The 18,070-nt window shown below is 72.0% G+C and carries 18 protein-coding genes; 10 read left to right on the forward strand and 8 right to left on the reverse strand.

Features of this window, described 5'->3' with window-relative positions; translation table 11 throughout:
* Window positions 1-296: 296 nt before the first annotated feature.
* Window positions 297-1,124 carry an SAM-dependent methyltransferase gene (locus tag ACFYWG_RS02990; protein ID WP_376331137.1) on the forward strand — a complete coding sequence of 276 codons (828 nt, stop codon included), beginning with the start codon at window positions 297-299 and terminating at the stop codon, window positions 1,122-1,124.
* Window positions 1,125-1,249: 125 nt separating this feature from the next.
* Here the strand turns inward: ACFYWG_RS02990 and ACFYWG_RS02995 are convergent, their stop codons facing one another.
* Window positions 1,250-2,164: a helix-turn-helix domain-containing protein gene (locus ACFYWG_RS02995; RefSeq protein WP_383506581.1), complete on the reverse strand. Its 915-nt coding sequence runs from the start codon at window positions 2,162-2,164 to the stop codon at window positions 1,250-1,252.
* Between the two features lie 143 nt (window positions 2,165-2,307).
* Complete coding sequence (locus tag ACFYWG_RS03000) at window positions 2,308-2,538, reverse strand: DUF397 domain-containing protein (RefSeq protein WP_383506584.1); 231 nt, start codon at window positions 2,536-2,538, stop codon at window positions 2,308-2,310.
* Window positions 2,539-2,826: 288 nt separating this feature from the next.
* On the opposite strand from ACFYWG_RS03000, the gene ACFYWG_RS03005 reads away from it, so the two are divergent.
* From ACFYWG_RS03005 to ACFYWG_RS03025, 5 genes are all read left to right on the forward strand, one after another.
* Window positions 2,827-3,405 carry an ATP-binding protein gene (locus tag ACFYWG_RS03005; RefSeq protein ID WP_389198900.1) on the forward strand — a complete coding sequence of 193 codons (579 nt, stop codon included), beginning with the start codon at window positions 2,827-2,829 and terminating at the stop codon, window positions 3,403-3,405.
* A 28-nt stretch (window positions 3,406-3,433) separates the two neighbouring features.
* Window positions 3,434-3,979, forward strand: a complete 546-nt coding sequence (locus ACFYWG_RS03010) for a hypothetical protein (protein ID WP_389198902.1) — start codon at window positions 3,434-3,436, stop codon at window positions 3,977-3,979.
* A gap of 118 nt (window positions 3,980-4,097) precedes the next feature.
* Window positions 4,098-6,836, forward strand: a complete 2,739-nt coding sequence (locus tag ACFYWG_RS03015; RefSeq protein ID WP_389198904.1) for a SpoIIE family protein phosphatase — start codon at window positions 4,098-4,100, stop codon at window positions 6,834-6,836.
* A gap of 128 nt (window positions 6,837-6,964) precedes the next feature.
* Window positions 6,965-8,329, forward strand: coding sequence for an FAD-dependent oxidoreductase (locus ACFYWG_RS03020; protein ID WP_376331147.1), 1,365 nt, complete (start codon window positions 6,965-6,967; stop codon window positions 8,327-8,329).
* Between the two features lie 143 nt (window positions 8,330-8,472).
* Window positions 8,473-8,967 carry a lamin tail domain-containing protein gene (locus ACFYWG_RS03025; protein WP_376331149.1) on the forward strand — a complete coding sequence of 165 codons (495 nt, stop codon included), beginning with the start codon at window positions 8,473-8,475 and terminating at the stop codon, window positions 8,965-8,967.
* 287 nt (window positions 8,968-9,254) lie between these two features.
* On the opposite strand, the gene ACFYWG_RS03030 is transcribed toward ACFYWG_RS03025, so the two are convergent.
* Genes ACFYWG_RS03030 through ACFYWG_RS03045 form a run of 4 tightly spaced genes read right to left on the reverse strand, consistent with a single transcriptional unit; the run spans window position 9,255 to window position 11,633 of the window.
* Window positions 9,255-9,629 carry a hypothetical protein gene (locus tag ACFYWG_RS03030; protein ID WP_376331151.1) on the reverse strand — a complete coding sequence of 125 codons (375 nt, stop codon included), beginning with the start codon at window positions 9,627-9,629 and terminating at the stop codon, window positions 9,255-9,257.
* A gap of 56 nt (window positions 9,630-9,685) precedes the next feature.
* Entirely contained in the window at window positions 9,686-10,234 is a 549-nt protein-coding gene (locus ACFYWG_RS03035) for a roadblock/LC7 domain-containing protein (protein ID WP_376331152.1), read from the reverse strand.
* A gap of 38 nt (window positions 10,235-10,272) precedes the next feature.
* Window positions 10,273-11,238, reverse strand: coding sequence for a hypothetical protein (locus tag ACFYWG_RS03040; protein ID WP_385414041.1), 966 nt, complete (start codon window positions 11,236-11,238; stop codon window positions 10,273-10,275).
* The gene (locus ACFYWG_RS03045) at window positions 11,235-11,633 is read right to left on the reverse strand and encodes a hypothetical protein (RefSeq protein WP_383506600.1); all 399 of its coding nucleotides are present in this window, start codon (window positions 11,631-11,633) and stop codon (window positions 11,235-11,237) included. Before ACFYWG_RS03045 ends, ACFYWG_RS03040 begins: the two co-directional genes overlap by 4 nt.
* Before the next feature lie 311 nt (window positions 11,634-11,944).
* On the opposite strand from ACFYWG_RS03045, the gene ACFYWG_RS03050 reads away from it, so the two are divergent.
* The 3 genes from ACFYWG_RS03050 to ACFYWG_RS03060 all read left to right on the forward strand — a co-directional run bounded on the left by ACFYWG_RS03050 (window position 11,945) and on the right by ACFYWG_RS03060 (window position 15,678).
* Complete coding sequence (locus ACFYWG_RS03050) at window positions 11,945-12,604, forward strand: CBS domain-containing protein (RefSeq protein ID WP_376331156.1); 660 nt, start codon at window positions 11,945-11,947, stop codon at window positions 12,602-12,604.
* A 514-nt stretch (window positions 12,605-13,118) separates the two neighbouring features.
* Window positions 13,119-14,753: an ABC-F family ATP-binding cassette domain-containing protein gene (locus ACFYWG_RS03055; protein ID WP_389198909.1), complete on the forward strand. Its 1,635-nt coding sequence runs from the start codon at window positions 13,119-13,121 to the stop codon at window positions 14,751-14,753.
* 235 nt (window positions 14,754-14,988) lie between these two features.
* Window positions 14,989-15,678 (forward strand): hypothetical protein, encoded by a 690-nt coding sequence (locus ACFYWG_RS03060; RefSeq protein WP_383506609.1) that lies wholly within the window; start codon window positions 14,989-14,991, stop codon window positions 15,676-15,678.
* 78 nt (window positions 15,679-15,756) lie between these two features.
* Here ACFYWG_RS03060 and msrA read toward each other — a convergent pair whose 3' ends face one another.
* Both msrA and ACFYWG_RS03070 read right to left on the reverse strand, forming a co-directional pair.
* Window positions 15,757-16,272: a peptide-methionine (S)-S-oxide reductase MsrA gene (gene msrA, locus ACFYWG_RS03065; protein ID WP_383506612.1), complete on the reverse strand. Its 516-nt coding sequence runs from the start codon at window positions 16,270-16,272 to the stop codon at window positions 15,757-15,759.
* 146 nt (window positions 16,273-16,418) lie between these two features.
* A complete protein-coding gene (locus ACFYWG_RS03070) occupies window positions 16,419-16,859 on the reverse strand; it encodes a GNAT family N-acetyltransferase (RefSeq protein WP_383506615.1) in 441 nt (146 codons plus the stop codon).
* Between the two features lie 187 nt (window positions 16,860-17,046).
* On the opposite strand from ACFYWG_RS03070, the gene ACFYWG_RS03075 reads away from it, so the two are divergent.
* Window positions 17,047-17,973, forward strand: coding sequence for a restriction endonuclease (locus tag ACFYWG_RS03075; RefSeq protein ID WP_385414051.1), 927 nt, complete (start codon window positions 17,047-17,049; stop codon window positions 17,971-17,973).
* Window positions 17,974-18,070 lie beyond the last annotated feature (97 nt).

An 18,070-nucleotide genomic window follows, 5' to 3' on the forward strand; every position in this document is an offset into this window, starting at 1 on the left:
CGGCCCGGGTCGGACGCTGGTCAGGAGCTGCCGGGACAGGGTCCTGATCATGGTGGTGGTCCAGCGGGTCCTCGGGGCCGGCGCCCGCGGTCCACGCGGTCCACGGGCCCCGGCCCCCGTGACACAGAGTGCACGAAATGTGACAAACCAGACGAACGGCCACCCCTGAACTCATCATCTCGTCGTTCGATCATGCGCACTTCCCCAGCGGGCTGGCACGCCCCAACTCCCGCTCCCTAGGATGTACTTCCTGTCCAGCCAGTCCGTTGGCGCGGCACCCTGCAGGGGGAACGACGATGCAATCCGAGAAGCAGCTGTCCACCGAGATCGACGCGAACGTGCCGACGGCAGCACGCATGTACGACCACTACCTGGGCGGCAAGGACAACTACGCGGCCGACCGCGCCGCCTGCGAAGAGCTCGACAAGGTCGTGCCGAGCACGCGCCGCCTGGCCCTGAACAACCGCCGTTTCCTGCAGCGGGTCGTGAAGACGCTCTCCGAGGAGTACGGCATCCGGCAGTACCTGGACCACGGGTCAGGCCTGCCCACCCAGGAGAACGTGCACCAGGTCGCCCAGCGCATCGACCCCAGCACCCACGTGGTCTACGTCGACAACGACCCGATGGTGCTGGTCCACGGCCGGGCCCTGCTGGAGCAGGACGAGCGCACGACCGTGATCCACGCGGACATGCGCGAGACCGACCTGATCTTCGGTCACGCCGACACCAAGCGGCTGATCGACTTCGACGAGCCGGTGTGCGTGCTGTTCAACTCGGTGTTCCACTGCATCCCGGACAGCGACACCGACGGCCCCCTCGCGGTCGCCCGCCGCGTCCGGGAGCGGCTCGCACCCGGCAGCTTCATGGTGATGTGCCAGCTGGTCAGCGAGGACCCGGAGGTCCGCGCGTTCGTCACGGACTTCATGGACAAGGCCACCCAGGGCAACTGGGGCCGGGTGCGCGAACCGAAGGACGTCGAGACGTACTTCGAGGGGCTGGAGATCCTGGAGCCGGGCCTGGTGGAGGTGTCCGGATGGCGCCCGGACACGGAGGTGGCGCCCCGTCAGCTCACGCACGAGTGGATCGAGTTCGGCGGCGTGGGACGCCTGCCGCTGGACGGCTGAGCCGGCCGCCCCTCCCCGCGGGCGGAGGGGCAGGCGAGGCCCTCCGCCGGCCGGAGGGAAGGGACAGGCGAACGCCCCCCGACGGGAGACGCTCTCGCGTCACCCCGCCGGGGGGCGTTTTTGCGTCAGGAGTAGCGCTGCTCCCTCGTCTGCCGCAGCAGATCGAGGGTCTCCCGGGGCTTGAGCGCCTCGTCGGCGAGACGGTCCAGCGCGATCCGGTACTCCTCCGTCTCGTCGCGGTCCTCGAGGAAGTTCGCGCTCTTGATGTGCTCCAGGTAGACCACGTCGGGCAGGTCGAGGCCGCCGAAGCGCAGATACGTGATCGGGATGGCGGGCGCCGAGGCGTTGGTGACGCTCAACGGCACCACCTGCAGCGTCACGTTGGAACGCTCGGCCATCTCGATGAGGTGGGCGAGCTGGTCACGCATCACCTCGGTCGAGCCGAGCACCCGCAGCAGCACGGACTCGTCGATGATCGCCCACAGTTGGGGCGCGTCGTCGCGCAGCAGCAACCGCGCCCGGTCCCGGCGCAGCTGGACCCGACGCTCGACCTCGCCGGCCGGGGCGTTCGGCAGCCCCCGCTCGACGACGGCCCGGGTGTAGGCGGGCGTCTGCAGCAGACCCGGGACGTACTGGATCTCGAAGGTGCGGATCGTGGCGGCGGCCTCCTGCAGCCCGACCAGGCGGTCGAACCACTCCGGCATCAGCCGCTTGTCGTAGCGCTGCCACCAACCGGGCTCGCCGGCCCGCTGCAGCAGCTTGAGCAGCACCGACGCCTCGTAGTCGTCGGTGCCGTACAGCTGCAGCAGCGCACGGACGTCGGTCTCCGTCGGAGGGCGGCGGCCCTTGCCCGACTCGATGCGGGACAGCTTCGCGGCACTGAAGCCGACGGCGCGCGCCGCCTGGTCCTGGGCGTATCCGGCGTCCTCGCGGAAGCCGGCGAGCTGCACACCGACCAGCATCTTGAGCAGAGTCGGCGCCGGCTCGGGCCTGTCCAGGTAAGGTTCCAGACGGGAGATGCGAGGCGACGCGGCGGACATCCTGACTCCCAGCGAGACCGGCACAAGGGCGACTTACACTATCGCACTTCACCGGCCCTTCACGCATCCGTCCGCAACAGCCCCTGAGAACTGGCGGGTTGGGCTCCGCTTCACCGGGCGGAGGCGTGCGCCGAAGAGGCCGCTCACACCAGGTGGTCGAACTCGCCGTCCTTGGCGCCGGCCAGGAAGGCGGCCACCTCCGCCGCCGTGTAGACCAGTGCGGGCCCGTCGGGGTCACGGGAGTTGCGGACCGCGATCCCCCCGCCCATGAGGGGGGCCACCTCGACGCAGTTGCCCTCGGCGTTGCTGTGCCGGCTCTTGATCCAGCAGGCGTCCAACGAGCTTGCCTGCACTCCGTTCTCGACTGGTGGCACCGCAGTCTCCTTGCTGTTCTCGTTCCCCGCCGCGCACGGTGTGCCCGGCCGTCGCACCGAGCCGGGTCTCGTCCCATCGGCCGGATCCGCCTCGGCTTCACGCCTCGGCTTGCGTACCCACCTCGGCTTGAATTTCACGCAATTTCTCGTGCAATTGCACGCGAGCGCCGTCAGCGTGGATAATAGCTGCGGCGTCAACCCCCGTGCTGGCGCCCCGTCCTGACGTCGCATCGGGGAGATGCCGTGTCATCACCTGCGCAGCACGTGCTCCGGCAACCCGGTGAGGCTGTGGCGCGCACCGGCGCACCCGGACCGCGCCCCACCCCGCCGCCGGCCCCGGACGGGACGACTCCGTACGGCGCACCGCCGTCGGTGCCGGGGACGCCGCCCCGGTACGCGGGTGCCCTGGCCGCCTCGGCCGCGCTGCGCGTGGAGTGCAGCCGCGAGGGTTTCGCCCGGGCCCGGTCCTTCACCCGGGACACCCTGCACACCTGGTCGCTCGACCACTGCTGCGACGACACCACGCTGATCGTCACCGAACTCGCCGCCAACGCCGCGACGCACGCGGCACCGGCGCCCTCGCGTGAAGGGGCCGCCGCGGAGATCCGGCTCGGCTTCGTCCTGGAACCGACGCACCTCCTCGTCACGGTCTCGGACTGCGACGACCGCCCGCCGTCGTGCACACCGGCCGGCGTCGCCCTGGAGGAGAGCGGCCGGGGGCTGTGCATCGTCGACGCCCTGTCGGACGCCTGGGGGTGGGCCCCCACTCCCCCGGCGGGCAAGACGGTCTGGGCCAAGCTGCCGACGCGCTCCACCCCGGCCCCGCCTCCCCCTTCCTGTCCGCCCACGACTCGACCGCCCATCTGACCCGACTGCCGCGGAAAGGCCTCTCGCCATGCGCAGCGCTTCGACGGAACACCCGAGCAGCGAGCGCCCCCAGCGCCCCGACGCCCCGACCGGGGTGGCCCGCACCACGCCTCTCACGGCACTGGACCGTGTGCCGTGGGGCGACATCCAGGACTCCACCGGCTCGGCGGCGGCCATTCCCGTCCTGCTCAACGGCATCGCCTGGGGCGACGCCGAGACGGCCCGGTCCGCCTTCGAGGACCTGAGGAAACGGATCTGCCAGTTCGGCTTCGTGGTGGAGCAGGCGACGGCGGTGACGGTCCCGTTCCTGTGGGAGCTGGCGAAGCTGCCCCAGGTGACCGTCCGCGCCCAGATCATCGAGCTCCTCAAGGCCATCGCCGACGCCCGGCAGTGGGAGAGCACCGCGGCCGTCTACCCGAAGCTGCTGAACCACCGGGAGAACCCCGTGGCGTGGGAGCGCGCGGCACGTCAGGCGGTGCGGGCCCGGCGGGACGACCTCGGACGCCTGATGTCCGACGAGGACGGCGACATCGCCCGCGCGACGACGGAGCTGGCCCGGTCGCTGGGAGCCTGAGACCGGCGTACCGTCGCGGGAACGGCCGCGCGGTCGAGAAGTGATGAAACGGTGAGGCCCGCCGCCGGCAGGGGTGGCGCCCCTCGCCTCGCGGAGCCGCGCAGTGTAGACATGGCACATGGTCCGACTCCCGGGTCGATCCGGAACCCGCTCGCCCCAGCGCCCCGGCGCTGCGCCGTCCGCGGGGCAGCGGCCCAAGGCGGGCGCGGCGCGGCGGCAGCCGGTGACGGGGCTGCGATCGGTGCTGGGCGGCCGCAGCGTCGCCGGTCAGGTGTTCCTCCTGGTCGTGGTGATCGTGCTGCTGCTCGTCGTGGCGGCCGTCGTGGCGCTGGTGCTGCAGGTGCGGCACGACACGACGAAGGAGGCCCGCAACCGCTCCCTCGCCGTCGCGGAGACCTTCGCCAACTCGCCCGGCATCGTCGAGGCACTGGAGAGCCCTGACCCCACGGCCGTGCTGCAACCGCGCGCCGAGGCGGCCCGCGAGCGGTCGAGGGTCGACTTTGTCGTCGTGATGAACACCGAGGGGATCCGGTACACGCACCCCAAGCCGGACCGCATCGGCAAGAAGTTCGTCGGGACCCTGGCCCCGGCGCTGGCCGGGAAGACCGTGACCGAGGAGATCGACGGCACGCTCGGACCGCTGGTGCAGGCGGTGGTGCCGGTCACGGACCCGGCCGACGGCAAGGTCGTCGGCCTGGTGTCGGCGGGCATCACGACCGAGAACGTCGGGGGCACGGCCGACCGCCAACTGCCCCTGGTGCTGTCGGCCGCCGCGATCGCGCTCGCCCTCGCCACGGCGGGGGCCGCGCTGGTGAGCCGCCGGCTGCTGCGCCAGACCCACGGGCTCGGGCCGCACGAGATGACCCGGATGTACGAGCACCACGACGCCGTCCTGCACGCGGTGCGCGAGGGCGTGCTCATCGTCGACGACGAGGGCACGCTCCTGCTCGCCAACGACGAGGCCCACCGCCTGCTGTCGCTGCCCGCCGACGCCGAGGGCCGGCACGTCCTCAGCCTGGGCCTCGACCCCGGCACCGCGGACCTGCTCGCCTCGGGACGCGTCGCCACGGACGAGGTGCACCTCGTCGGGGACCGGCTGCTGGCCGTGAACCAGCGCACCACCGACCGGGCGGGCGTCCCGCCCGGCAGCGTCGCCACCGTGCGCGACTCCACGGAGCTGCGGGCCCTGTCCGGACGGGCCGAGACCGCGCGGGAACGGCTCAACATGCTGTACGACGCCGGGGTGGCCATCGGGACGAGCCTGGACGTGACCCGTACGGCCGAGGAGCTGGCGGAGCTGGCCGTACCGAGGTTCGCCGACTTCGTCACCGTGGACCTCTTCGACGCCGTCCTGGGCGGCGGGCAGCCGGACGCGGCGGCCGCCCTCAGCCGCACCGCGCTCAGCGGCATCCGCAAGGACGCCCCCCTCTACCCGGTCGGTGAGCGGATCCGGTTCGTCGGGACCTCCCCGCAGGGCCGCAGCCTCGCGACCGGCAGGCCCGTGCTGGAGCCCCGGCTGGACGAGGCCCCCGGGTGGCAGGCACAGGACCTGGAACGGTCGGCGCAGATCGTGCAGTTCGGCATCCACTCCCTGATCACGGTGCCGCTGCGGGCGGGCGCCGTGGTGCTGGGCGTGGTGAGCTTCTGGCGCTACGACAAGCCGGAGCCCTTCGACGAGGACGAGCTGGCGCTGGCCGAGGAACTGGTGGCGCGGGCCGCCGTGTCCATCGACAACGCCCGCCGCTACACCCGCGAGCACAGCATGGCGGTGACGCTGCAGCGCAGCCTGCTGCCGAGGAGCCTGCCCGAGCAGGGCGCCCTGGAGGTCGCCTACCGCTACCTGCCGGCCCAGGCCGGGGTGGGCGGCGACTGGTTCGACGTCCTGCCGCTGTCCGGGGCCAGGGTCGCGCTCGTGGTCGGGGACGTCGTCGGGCACGGGCTGCACGCGGCGGCCACCATGGGGCGGCTGCGCACCGCCGTGCACAACTTCTCCGCCCTCGATCTGCCGCCCGAGGAACTCATCGCGCTGCTCGACGAGTTGGTGGGGCGGATCGACCAGGACGAGACGGAGGACGAGGGCAGCGCCCCGGTCACCGGCGCGACCTGCCTGTACGCGGTGTACGACCCGGTCTCACGGCGCTGCACCGTGGCCCGGGCCGGCCATCCGCCGCCCGCCCTGATCCACCCGGACGGGCGGGTGGAGTTCCCCGAGGTGCCGGCCGGTCCCCCGCTGGGACTGGGCGGTCTGCCGTTCGAGACGGCGGAGCTGGAGCTGGCCGAGGGCAGCCGGCTCGTCCTCTACACCGACGGGCTGGTCGAGGACCGGGAGCGGGACATCGACGTCGGTCTGGAGATGCTGCGCGAGGCGCTGGGCCGGGCCGGGCAGTCCCCGGAGGACACCTGCCGCACCGTGCTCGACTCGAAGCTCACGGCCCGGTCCAGCGACGACATCGCGCTGATCGTGGCCCGTACCCGGGCACTTGCCGCGGACCAGGTCGCCGAGTGGCCGGTCCCCGCCGATCCGGCGGCCGTGGGCGAGGTGCGCGCCGCGGTGACCCGGCAACTGGCCGCCTGGGGGCTGGACGAGCTGGCGTTCAGCACGGAACTGATCCTCAGCGAACTGGTCACCAACGCGATCCGCTACGGGGGCGGGCCCATCCACGTGCGGATGCTGCGCGACCGGCAGCTGATCTGCGAGGTGTTCGACAGCAGCAGCACCTCGCCGCACCTGCGGTACGCGACCATGACGGACGAGGGCGGCCGGGGTCTGTTCCTCGTGGCACAGCTCGCCGAACGCTGGGGGACGCGGTACCTGCCCGCCGGAAAGGTGATCTGGGCGGAGCAGCCCCTGCCATAAGCACGTCCCGAGGGGTGGCATAAGATCGACTTATGAGCCCATAGACCGGACCCGCATACCGACTTAGGCTTGCCTTAGTTTAGGCTTCCCGGTGAGATCGCTTGTCGCCGCTCGAAGGGAACCTGACCATGCCCCGCCCCCTGCGGGTCGCCATCGTCGGATCCGGCCCCGCCGGGATCTACGCCGCCGACGCCCTGCTCAAGTCCGAGGTGGCCGCCGAACCCGGTGTGTCCATCGACATCTTCGAGCGCATGCCGGCGCCGTTCGGCCTGATCCGGTACGGCGTCGCTCCCGACCACCCGCGGATCAAGGGCATCATCACCGCCCTGCACCAGGTGCTCGACAAGCCGCAGATCCGGCTGTTCGGCAACGTCGACTACGGCACCGACATCGGCCTGGACGACCTGCGGGCCTTCTACGACGGTGTGATCTTCGCCACCGGCGCCATGGCCGACCGGGCGATGTCCGTCCCCGGCATCGACCTCGACGGCTCGTACGGGGCGGCGGACTTCGTTTCCTGGTACGACGGCCACCCGGACGTGCCGCGCACCTGGCCGCTGGAGGCGGAGAAGGTCGCCGTGCTCGGCGTCGGGAACGTCGCGCTCGACGTGGCGCGCGTCCTCGCCAAGACGGCGGACGAGCTGCTGCCGACGGAGATCCCGCAGAACGTGTACGAGGGCCTGAAGGCCAACCGGGCCAAGGAGATCCACGTGTTCGGCCGCCGGGGCCCGGCGCAGGCCAAGTTCAGCCCGATGGAGCTGCGCGAGCTGGACCACTCGCCGAACATCGAGGTCATCGTCGACCCCGAGGACATCGACTACGACGAGGGCTCGATCGCGACCCGGCGCGGCAACAAGCAGGCCGACATGGTCGCCAAGACCCTGGAGAACTGGGCGATCCGCGATGAGGGCGACCGCCCCCACAAGCTCTTCCTGCACTTCTTCGAGTCGCCGGTGGAGATCCTCGGCGAGGACGGCAAGGTCGTCGGGCTGCGCACCGAGCGCACCGAGCTGGACGGCACGGGCAACGTCAGGGGCACGGGCACGTACAAGACGTGGGACGTCGGCGCGGTGTACCGCGCGGTCGGCTACCTCTCCGACAAGCTCCCGAAGCTGCCCTGGGACCTCGACTCGGGCACCGTCCCGGACCGCGGCGGCCGGGTCGTGCAGGAGTCCGGCGAGCACCTGCAGTCGACGTACGTCACCGGCTGGATCCGGCGCGGTCCGGTGGGCCTGATCGGGCACACCAAGGGCGACGCCAACGAGACCGTCGCGAACCTGCTGGACGACTTCGCCAACGACCGGCTGCACACGCCCGCCTCCCCCGCTCCCGAGGCCGTGGACGCCTTCCTCGCCGAGCGGGACATCCGCTTCACCACCTGGGAGGGCTGGTACCGGCTGGACGCCGCGGAGAAGGCGCTGGGCGAGCCCGAGGGGCGCGAGCGCGTGAAGATCGTCGAGCGGGAGGACATGCTCCGCGCCAGCGGCGCCTGACCTCGAACGCACCCGCGGGGCGGGTTCGGTGGCAATGTCACCGGACCCGCCCTTCGGCGTACTTGAAGCGTGTACGATCCGGATGCTTCACCGAATCGACACATCGCCTTCACCTGAAGGCCATGCAGGGGGGACGAACGTCCATGCGCATACGCCTTGTCGTCACCACGGCCGTCGCGGCCGGAGCGCTGACCGCCCTGACGGCGGTCCCGGCCCAGGCCGCCGAGTACACCTCGGCGCTGAAGATCCGCGGGATCCAGTACGACGCTCCCGGGAGCGACTCCAACCGCTGTTCCGGGGGGAACACCAAGGACGAGTACCTGACCATCAAGAACTACTCGCGCTCCACCACGGTCGACCTCAAGGGGTACGTGGTGAAGGACGCGACCGGGAACAGGTTCACCTTCACCGCGAGCCACACCCTCCAGCCGGGTGACTACGTGAAGCTGCGCGGCGGCAACGGCACGGACTCCGACGCCGGCAACGTCGTGTACCGCGACAACTGCAACTTCATGTGGAACAACGACCAGGACACGATCTACGTGTACAAGCCGTCCGGCAGCCGGGCCGACGTGCACTCGTACACCGCGCGCGGCTCCGACCCGGACGGCAACGGGTACATCGCGTACCACGGCTAGGGCCTGTCGTTTGGATTTTGGCGCAGGGCATCGGCAGCACAGATGAACGCCGGTGAGCGGGGTCTGGTGCGTGCAGCTGCAAGGCGGAGGAGGGAGTCGATGCGGAGCATCGGCGAGTGACGACAACGCGGCAGATGCGCGTGCCAGACCCCGCGTCTGCGTCATGATCCGAACGACAGGCCCTAGGGCCTGTCGGGCGCCGGTCCGGATCGACGGTCACGGCGCCCGGCATGCCGGGGCCCTCCGCGCCTGCCGGTGGCGGAGGGCTCCCGTCCTGTGGTGCCGGGTCAGACTTCCAGGTCGGCCTCGATGCGGCGCAGTTGGTGGCGTGCCATCGCGAGGTTGGCGCGGCTGCCGTCCAGGACGAGGTACAGGAACAGTCCGCTGCCGCCGCGTCCCTTGAGCAGGCGGATCAGGTGGTACTGGGTGTTCAGGGTGATGAGGATGTCCTCGATCTCCTCCTTCAGGCCGAGGTGCTCCATGGTGCGCAGCTTGGCCCGTACGACGTCGGTGTTGCCGGCGGCGGCGATCTCCAGGTCGAAGTCCTTGGTGCCGCCGAGGGTGCCGAGGGCCATGCCGCTGGTGTAGTCGACGAGGGCCGCCGCCTTCGCGCCGTCGATGGAGCTCAGGCATTCCTTCAGCGCGGTCTCCGTGTTGGCCATGCGCTCGTTCCTTTCCTTGAGTCTTCTGCTTCGGGTGTGTCGGGTGGTTCGGTGGCTCAGTTGCCGGTCTGCGGACCCGGCTGATGGCTCGGCCGCTGCGGGCTGCGCACCGGCAGGGTGCCGATGGGCCGGGCCGTGGGCGGAGGTGTCAGGTGCTCCCGGAGCACGGAACCGGGTGCGGTTCCGGGTGCCTGGGCGGCGGCCCGGTCGGCGTGGCGGCCGGAGCCCGGGCCGACGCGGACGGTCACCAGGTCGGCGATCCGGGCTCCGCTGCGGCGGCCCTCCAGGTGGAGCCGGCCGACGTTGACGCGGTCCTCGGCGAGCAGCGTGAGGACGGCCGTGGTGCCGGCCGCGTAGGTGGCGACGTAGCCGCGGGCGCCGCGCACCAGCAGTTCGCGGAAGTCCCCGCGGGCGGCCGCGTCGGTCATCCGGTGGGCGACACCGAGGGCGGCGGCGGTGAGCGCGGCGAGGCCTTCGGGTTCGGTCTCCGGCACGTCGTGGGCGAGGACGAGTCCGTCGACGGTGGCCGCGAGGGAGCCGGTCAGCCGGGGGATGCGGGTGCGGAGCCGACGCAGTTCGTCCAGGACGTCGGTCTCGACGGCCATGAGCAGTCTCCTTTCGGCACGCTGACGTCGCGCGCGGATCACAGTGCCTCCAGGGCGTGCAGGAGCCGTCGCAGCAGTGCGGTGTCGGGCTCGTCCGGCACCACGGTGAGGGGGGCGCTGACCGGCGCGGTGGACGCGGGGGCGGGAGTGGGGGCTGTGGGGGGCGGCATGGAAGGGACACGGCCCGCCGCCGCGGGTTCGACGGCCGGCGCGAGGGGGACGGGGGTTGCGGACGCCGGGGTGGCGGCGGGTGCCGCGACGGGGGCCAGGTCTGTGGGTGCGGCGGGTGGCGCGGGCAGGGCCGGCTCGGTGGGTGCGGCGGGCGCGGGGAGCGCCGGGACGACCAGGCCGGCGGCGGCCAGCCGGCGCAGTTCGACCAGGGTGTGGAAGGTGCGGCAGGCGAGGGCCGTGGCGATCTGCGCGGCGGTGCGCACACCGTCGACCTGGGCGAGGATCCGGCTGCGCCGGGGCGGCAGGTCCGGCGAAGTCCCCGGCACCCGGGTCAGCGGGTCGCGGTCGATGGCGGGCTCCGGCCATATGCGCTGCAGCAGTTCGCGCCGGCGGACGGACTCACGCAGGACGGTGTCGACCGGCACGGGCCGGACGGAGCCGAGCCAGTGGGCGACGCCGGGGCGGAAGCGCAGAGCCGGACCGTCGTGGGTGAGGACGAAGTACGCCGCGTCGAAGAGGGCGCCGAGGTGACACAACTCCAGTGCTCCGGCGGCAAGTCGGCCGCTGTCGACGAGTTGCCGGCCGACCCGGCAGCCGCGCCCGGCCCGGTCGATCGCCTCCCACCAGCCGTCCGCGTCGAGGGCTCCGCTGTGGGTGAGCAGATCCCCCAGGTCCGGTGTGACCGCGGACTCGACGTGGACGATGTGCCCGTCCGCCAGGTAGAAGATCCCGGACTCGGTGGACAGGGCGCCGCTCGCGCCCCGCTCGGCGAGGCCGGCGAGCCGGACCGAAGCCGGCTCATCGGTACGGGAGGTCAGCAGCGGCGTGATCATCCGAGCACCAGTCTGTCGGCCATCTCGGCCAGCCGGATGCGGGCCAGGGCCAGGTTCCCGTCCGCCCGGTCGAGCCATAAGTGCACGAAGACGGTGCTCTCGAACGGCGTGGTGACGAATCTGATGAGGTGGTACGAGTCGGTGTTCGTCACGATGAGGTCCTGTACGGGTGGCTCCTTGTCCGTGCCGGCGTCCGGGTCGCCGCCCGCCAGGGCGCCGCTCTCGGTGGCGAGCCGGGCGAGTTCGGCGGTCTCCGCCGCCGTCGCCTCCACGTCACCGCCCGGTGCGTCACCCACCGCGCCCAGCGCAAGCCCACTGATCCAGTCGACCACCGATGCCCCCCGGGCACCGGGCAGCCGCATGGCCTCCAGCAGACTCTCGTCGATACCGGGCACGCCTGATCCCCTCCCCCTGCACGGCCGTTCCCGCGAACGTGAGCACGACACTACGCACGGTGCTCGGGGCCGTGCGAACGCTTTGGCATTTTCCAAGGGAATGTGCAGGGAACCGGACCACAGCGTGCGAACTCGATCCCGAGCGGGCAGAAATGGTCGCTTCTGATCATGAACGGTCGCCTGGGGCCGGTCTGGCCTCCGCGGGACGGGCCAGGCCCCGACGGCCGCACGGTCGCCGCGTGGTGCGCACGGCTCGTCCCGGGCGTCCTTGGGGCTAAGTTCAGGGGGAGAAGGCCAGAAAGGAACGCCCGATGAACCACCACGAGGTGCGCGACCTGATGAGCGAAGCGGTCGTCCGGGTGCAGGGCGGCACTCCGTTCAAGGAGATCGCCCATCTGCTGCAGGAGTACGACATCACGGCGGTGCCCGTGGTGGACGAGCAGAACCGCCCGGTGGGTGTCGTGTCGGAGGCGGACCTGCTGTTCAAGATGTGGGGCGGGCAGGAGGAGCACGACACGGGCGGGGAGGGCGGCTTCCCCCGGGCGGCCAAGGCGCGCGCCACCGATGCCGCGGGACTGATGACGGCACCGGCGCTGTGCGCCCGGGAGGACTGGAGCGTCGTGGACGCGGCCCGGCTGATGGCCCGGCACCGCATCAAGCGGCTCTTCGTCGTCGACGACGACGAACGGCTGGTCGGCGTGGTGAGCAGGAGCGACCTGCTGCGGGTGTTCCTCCGGGCCGACCAGGCCATCCGCGCGGAGATCGTCGAGGAGGTCCTGGTCAAGGAGTTGGGGGAAGCACCGTCCGCCGTGCAGGTCGACGTGTCGCACGGTCATGTCGTGCTCAGCGGCCGGCTCTCCTCGCGGGACGCCGTCCCCCGGCTGGAGGAACTGTGCCGGGACGTCGACGGGGTCGTGACCGTCGAGTTCCGCCCGGGCCCCGGCACAGGCCACGAGGGGTCGTCCGACTGACGGCCGGGCGCCGGGGAAGGGAGCGCACGGCACGGCTCCGTGCTCTGCTTCCTTCGCGGCGTCCCGCGATCAGACCCCGGTGCCGACGCCCGCGGCCGGGGGCCGGCCCCGGGCGTCGGCCCCGATCTGCGCGCGGACACCTCGAAGAGCCGCTCCATGCCGCGGGCGGTCTTCAGTGGCTTCTCCTCGACGAACAGCACGGCCACCGGCGCGAGCGCCGCGAAGGGAGGCCGCCGTGTCCGGCGCGGCCGCGCCGACCGGCAAGAGTGCCCTCCGTGGGACCGCCTCCGGACGCCGGAGAGTCGGGGCTGTTAGGGTGAAAACGACGTTGACCGTGTGTCGAGGAGTCACAGACGTGGTGGGTGAAGACGACATCTCCGGGTGAGATCCGGAGCTGACGGCCACCGGACGCGCTGCTGAGCGCCGCCGGAGTGGCCATTTCGTCGTACCCCCTTTCCCCGCATCTGCCCAGGGCAGAGCTCTGCCTGCCCGCAGCCTTCTCGAGGTCATCTCCATGTCCGACGCCGCCGTCGTCTGCTCGAACGTCTCCTTCGCCTGGCCCGACGACACACCCGTCTTCCACGACCTGTCCTTCACCGTCACCGCCGGCCGTACCGGGCTCGTCGCCCCGAACGGCACGGGCAAGAGCACGTTGCTCAAGCTGATCGCGGGCGAACTCCGGCCCCACACCGGCTCGTTGACCGTCAGCGGCACGGTCGGTCACCTCCCGCAGAACCTGCCCCTCACCGGTGACCTCACCGTCGCCGAGGTGCTCGGCGTCGCCGCGGTGATCCGCGCGCTGGACGCCGTGGAGTCGGGGGACGTCGCCGAGGAGCACTTCGCCACCATCGGCGACGACTGGGACATCGAGGAGCGCACCCGCGCCCAGCTCGACCGCCTCGGTCTGGCCGGCCTCGCCCTCGACCGCCGGCTGCACACCCTCAGCGGCGGGCAGATCGTCTCCCTCGGTCTCGCCGCCCAGTTGCTGAGGCGCCCCGACGTGCTGCTGCTCGACGAGCCGACGAACAACCTCGACTCGGACGCCCGGCACAAGCTCTACGACGTGCTGTCGGACTTCGGCGGCTGTCTGCTCCTGGTGAGCCACGACCGCGCCCTGCTCGACCGCATGGAACGCATCGCCGAACTCGGCAGCGACGAACTACGCCTGTACGGCGGCGACTTCACCTTCTACGAGGAGGCGGTGCGGGCCGAGCAGGAGGTCGCCGAGAAGAACGTCCGCAACGCCGAGCAGGAGCTCAAGCGGGAGAAGCGCGAGATGCAGCAGGCCCGCGAGCGCGCCGAGCGCCGGGCGAGCAACGCCGCGCGCAACCTGAAGAACGCGGGACTGCCCAGGATCTTCGCCGGGAACATGAAGCGCGGCGCGCAGGAGTCGGCGGGCCGGTCCGGACAGACCCACGCGGCCCGGGTCGGTGAGGCCCGGGCCCGGCTGGACGAGGCCGGACGCGCGGTGCGCGACGAGCAGCGCATCACCCTGGACCTGCCCGGCACCCAGGTGCCCGCCGGCCGCACCCTCTTCGTCGGCGAGGGCCTCCAGGTGAGCCTCGGCGGCCGGCAGGTGTTCGCGGACGGGGGTGTCGACCTGAGCGTCCGGGGCCCGGAGCGGATCGCCCTGACGGGACCCAACGGCGCCGGGAAGACCACCCTGATGCGCCTGATCACGGGCGAACTCGCCCCGGACAGCGGGGAGATCCGGCGCAACGAGGGACGGATCGCCTACCTCTCCCAGCGTCTGGACCTGCTGGACCCGGACCGGACGGTGGCGGAGAACTTCGCCGCGTTCGCACCCGAGCGGCCCGAGGCGGAGCGGATGAACCTGCTGGCCCGCTTCCTCTTCCGGGGCGCCCGGGCCCACCTGCCGGCCGGTGTGCTGTCCGGGGGCGAGCGGCTGCGCGCCACCCTGGCCTGCGTGCTGTGTGCCGAACCGGCACCCCAGCTGCTGCTCCTCGACGAGCCGACCAACAACCTCGACCTGGTGAGCGTGGGCCGTCTGGAGAGCGCACTCGACTCCTACCGGGGTGCCTTCCTGGTGGTGAGCCACGACGAGCGGTTCCTCACCGAGATCGGGGTGGACAGGAGGCTGCGGCTGGCCGACGGCACGCTCGCGGAGACCGGGGCCCCCGCGGTGTGAGCCGGCGTGGGCCAGGGGCCCGCGTCCGAGGCCGTACGCCTCGCGGACCGGCCACTCCTGTGTGCCCCTCGGCTCGCTCGGCCTGCTGCCCGAGGCGGCCCTGGCCAAGCGGGTCGACGAGGTGGCGCGGGACATGTGTCAACGTCGCGTGCTGTCGGACCGCTCGTCGGCCAGCCCGTTCGGCGCGGGTGTGAGTACCATGCGCAGCACCATTTTTGTCGAGGAGGGCAGCGATGTGACCAGCCAACCAGCCTCCACGCTCCGGGCACGCTACGTGGAACAGGCCGCGTCGGACCTTGAGGAGAACCGGCGGCTTCAAGGGGAGTTGACCGAGCGGCTCGCCGTCCTCAAGCAGGAGGAGGAACTCCTGGCGGACATCCTCAGGCTCGCCGAGGGTTCCCCGAACACACCGGTACTGCCCGGGCAGGCCAAGGCCGAGCCGAGTCCGCCGAAGGCGAAGGGCCGCCCGAGCCCGCCGAAGTCCCCGGGCTCGGAGCCCGGTTCGCCGAAGCCCGAGGGCGAGCCCGGCCCCTCGCAGGCCGGGGACGAGCCGAGTGGGCCGAAGGCCAAGGGCGAACGCCGCGCGCCGAAGGCCAAGGACCGGCGCCGTCCGCCCAAGGCCAAGGACGAGTCGGGGGCGCGCAAGGTCAAGCGGGCGCGGTCCAAGCCCGCTTCGCAACCGCTGCTCGGTGATCTGCTGACGGATCTCCTCGGCGGGCACGACGAACCGCGCCTGGCGAAGGAACTGCGCGAGGAGCTGATGGAGAAGCACCCCGACCGCACACCCACCCCGCAGGTCGTGCGCAACACGCTGGAGAACCTGGTCGCCAAGGGTCAGGTGCAGCGCCACAAGCAGGGCCGCTCCGTCATGTACACCCTCACCCCGCCGGACCAGCAGCAGGAGCCGCAGCCGCAGGAGGGCTGACGGCCGACCCGGGCGGCCGACCGAGGAGAGGACGGGTGTGTCCCCCTCCCCGGTCCCGCCGCGGTCTCGGACCTGCTCTCAGGCCTCGGCGCGCTTGGGCAGCCGCCAGCCGGGGCGCGGGAAGTGGCAGGTGTAGCCGTCCGGGTAGCGCTGCAGGTAGTCCTGGTGCTCCGGCTCGGCCTCCCAGAACTCGCCGGCCGGGACGACCTCGGTCACCACCGGCCCCGGCCACAGCCCCGACGCCTCGACGTCGGCGATGGTGTCCTGCGCGACGCGGCGCTGCTCCTCGTCGAGGTAGAAGATGGCCGAGCGGTAGCTGACCCCGATGTCGTTGCCCTGCCGGTCCTTGGTGGTGGGGTCGTGGATCTGGAAGAAGTACTCCAGGATCGCGCGGTAGTCGGTGGCCGTCGGGTCGAAGACGATCTCGATCGACTCGGCGTGGCGGCCGTGGTCGCGGTAGGTGGGGTGCGGCTTGTCGTTGTCGCCGCTGTATCCGACCCGGGTGCGCACCACACCGGGGAGCGACCGGATCAGCTCCTGCATACCCCAGAAGCAGCCACCGGCGAGCAGCGCCCTCTCCTCGACGTCACTCATGGCGCATCACCTTTCTGTCGAGCCGTCCGTCGTCACCATTCTGACAGGTGACGTCACACCGAGGCAATCGCACCCCGGGCCGGACCTGTGACGTTCGCGACGCGGCGTCGGCAGGCGGGTGCCCGAAGACCGCCCGAAGGCCGTCGTCAGGCGAGGCGGAGATCGACCCAGGGGATGGTGTCCCCCGGCAGCAGGTACCGCTCGATCTCGACGAACCCACGCCCGTGCGCGAAGCGCAGACCGTCCTCGTTGGACGACAGGACCACCGTCTCGATCACCTCGGCACCCAGCTCCCGGGCCCGGGCGAGCCCGCGCTCGTACAGCTCTGCGCCGAATCCCCGGCGACGGTGGGCGGGCAGAACCCGGGAGATCACCGTGGCCGTCGCCCCGCCGTCGGCCGGAGGGCGCACCGTGCTGCAGCCCACCAGCTCGTCCCCGAGGTACGCGACCTCCAAGTGGTGGCGCCGCGCCCGGTCCCGTACCTGGTCCAGCGACAGCAGATGGGTGGGGATGATCGTGTTGTGGACGTGCTGCCAGTCCCTGAGCACCTTGTCGTCGAGGGGCCGCTCGACACGCAGATCGGTCATCGCAGCAGCAGACCCGACCGCGCTCCCGCCGTCAACCGCGTTTCCGTGCCGTCCGAACCGCGGGGCGGCGGAAGGCCGTTGCCCGTCGGGGAGCGTCGCGACGCGCGAGGTAAGGGAACGGTGAAGATCCCGATCTCGGGCAGACGGTGGAAGTGATCTTCCATCGGACCCATGAGAGGGGGCAGTCGTGACCGCACCCGTGCGTCCCGCACCGCCTGCGCACCGCCGGTACCGGTTCGACCTTCGGTCGACCGCCCTGTTCTTCGTCTTTCTCGCCGTCGTCCTGGTCGTCGTCGGGCTGGCCCTGCGCACGCTGGCCGACGCGGCCGAGCGGCGTCCGGCGTGGATGTTCGTCCTCATATCCCTGGGTGTGGCGGCCCTGCTGAGCCTGCGGCGCCGGCTGCGCCCGGCGAAGGTCGCACGCCGGGCCGCCGCGGCGCTCGACGAGGCGGCGCGTGAGGCGGCCGACGCCCTGGACGCCGCGCCGCCGGTTCCCCGGCAGCGCCCGGCCGGCGACCCGCTCGTCGGCCCCGGCGAGGTCGTCGCCGACCCCGCGGGCGTGGTCCTCGCCGACACCGCGGACACGGTGGTCGTCGAGTCCGCCGACACGGTGGTCGACTACGACGCCCTGACCCCCGAGGGCTTCGAGGAGGCGATCGCCGCCCTGTGCGAACGCGACGGCTGCTCCTCCGTGGAAGTGGTCGGAGGTGCCGGGGATCTGGGGGCCGACGTCCTGGCCGTCACACCGGACGGGCGCCGGACGGTGGTGCAGTGCAAGCAGTACGGCGAGACCAACCGGGTCGGCTCCCAGGACCTGCAGCGCTTCGGCGGCACCTGCTTCACGGTCCACGAGGCCGATCTGGCCGTGCTGGTCACGACCAGCGACTTCACCGCGCCGGCGCTGGAGTACGCCGAGCAGTGCGGGATCCTGTGCGTGAACCGGGAGGCTCTCTTGGCGTGGACCGACGGCACCGGCCCGTCCCCCTGGGAGACGGTCCCGGGCCTGCCGGCGACGGGCGCGGTTCCGGCGGACGCGGACCTGTCGGCGACCCTTCCCCTCGACGGGCCACGGGTCGGCGCACCGCACCTCACGGCCGACGGCACCGGCTGCTGAGCGGCGGTCCCACCGTCCCGGTGCGGCGGCCGCCCCGTCCTGGTGTGGTGGCACGAGCCATCCACACCGGGGAGTGGGTAGGGTGGCCGCACAGGTG

Origin of the sequence: Streptomyces sp. NPDC003456, from assembly GCF_042878735.1 — a bacterium.
Lineage (GTDB): Bacteria > Actinomycetota > Actinomycetes > Streptomycetales > Streptomycetaceae > Streptomyces.

What these genes read in the sequence shown, in the direction of transcription:
- ACFYWG_RS03030 (WP_376331151.1), bottom strand. Translation starts at nt 9,629, where the DNA reads ATGGCCAACACGGAGACCGCGCTGAAGGAATGCCTGAGCTCCATCGAC.
- ACFYWG_RS03025 (WP_376331149.1), top strand. Translation starts at nt 8,473, where the DNA reads ATGCGCATACGCCTTGTCGTCACCACGGCCGTCGCGGCCGGAGCGCTG.
- ACFYWG_RS03010 (WP_389198902.1), top strand. Translation starts at nt 3,434, where the DNA reads ATGCGCAGCGCTTCGACGGAACACCCGAGCAGCGAGCGCCCCCAGCGC.
- msrA (WP_383506612.1), bottom strand. Translation starts at nt 16,272, where the DNA reads ATGAGTGACGTCGAGGAGAGGGCGCTGCTCGCCGGTGGCTGCTTCTGG.
- ACFYWG_RS03020 (WP_376331147.1), top strand. Translation starts at nt 6,965, where the DNA reads ATGCCCCGCCCCCTGCGGGTCGCCATCGTCGGATCCGGCCCCGCCGGG.
- ACFYWG_RS03050 (WP_376331156.1), top strand. Translation starts at nt 11,945, where the DNA reads ATGAACCACCACGAGGTGCGCGACCTGATGAGCGAAGCGGTCGTCCGG.
- ACFYWG_RS03070 (WP_383506615.1), bottom strand. Translation starts at nt 16,859, where the DNA reads ATGACCGATCTGCGTGTCGAGCGGCCCCTCGACGACAAGGTGCTCAGG.
- ACFYWG_RS02995 (WP_383506581.1), bottom strand. Translation starts at nt 2,164, where the DNA reads ATGTCCGCCGCGTCGCCTCGCATCTCCCGTCTGGAACCTTACCTGGAC.
- ACFYWG_RS03015 (WP_389198904.1), top strand. Translation starts at nt 4,098, where the DNA reads ATGGTCCGACTCCCGGGTCGATCCGGAACCCGCTCGCCCCAGCGCCCC.
- ACFYWG_RS03040 (WP_385414041.1), bottom strand. Translation starts at nt 11,238, where the DNA reads ATGATCACGCCGCTGCTGACCTCCCGTACCGATGAGCCGGCTTCGGTC.
- ACFYWG_RS03055 (WP_389198909.1), top strand. Translation starts at nt 13,119, where the DNA reads ATGTCCGACGCCGCCGTCGTCTGCTCGAACGTCTCCTTCGCCTGGCCC.
- ACFYWG_RS02990 (WP_376331137.1), top strand. Translation starts at nt 297, where the DNA reads ATGCAATCCGAGAAGCAGCTGTCCACCGAGATCGACGCGAACGTGCCG.
- ACFYWG_RS03035 (WP_376331152.1), bottom strand. Translation starts at nt 10,234, where the DNA reads ATGGCCGTCGAGACCGACGTCCTGGACGAACTGCGTCGGCTCCGCACC.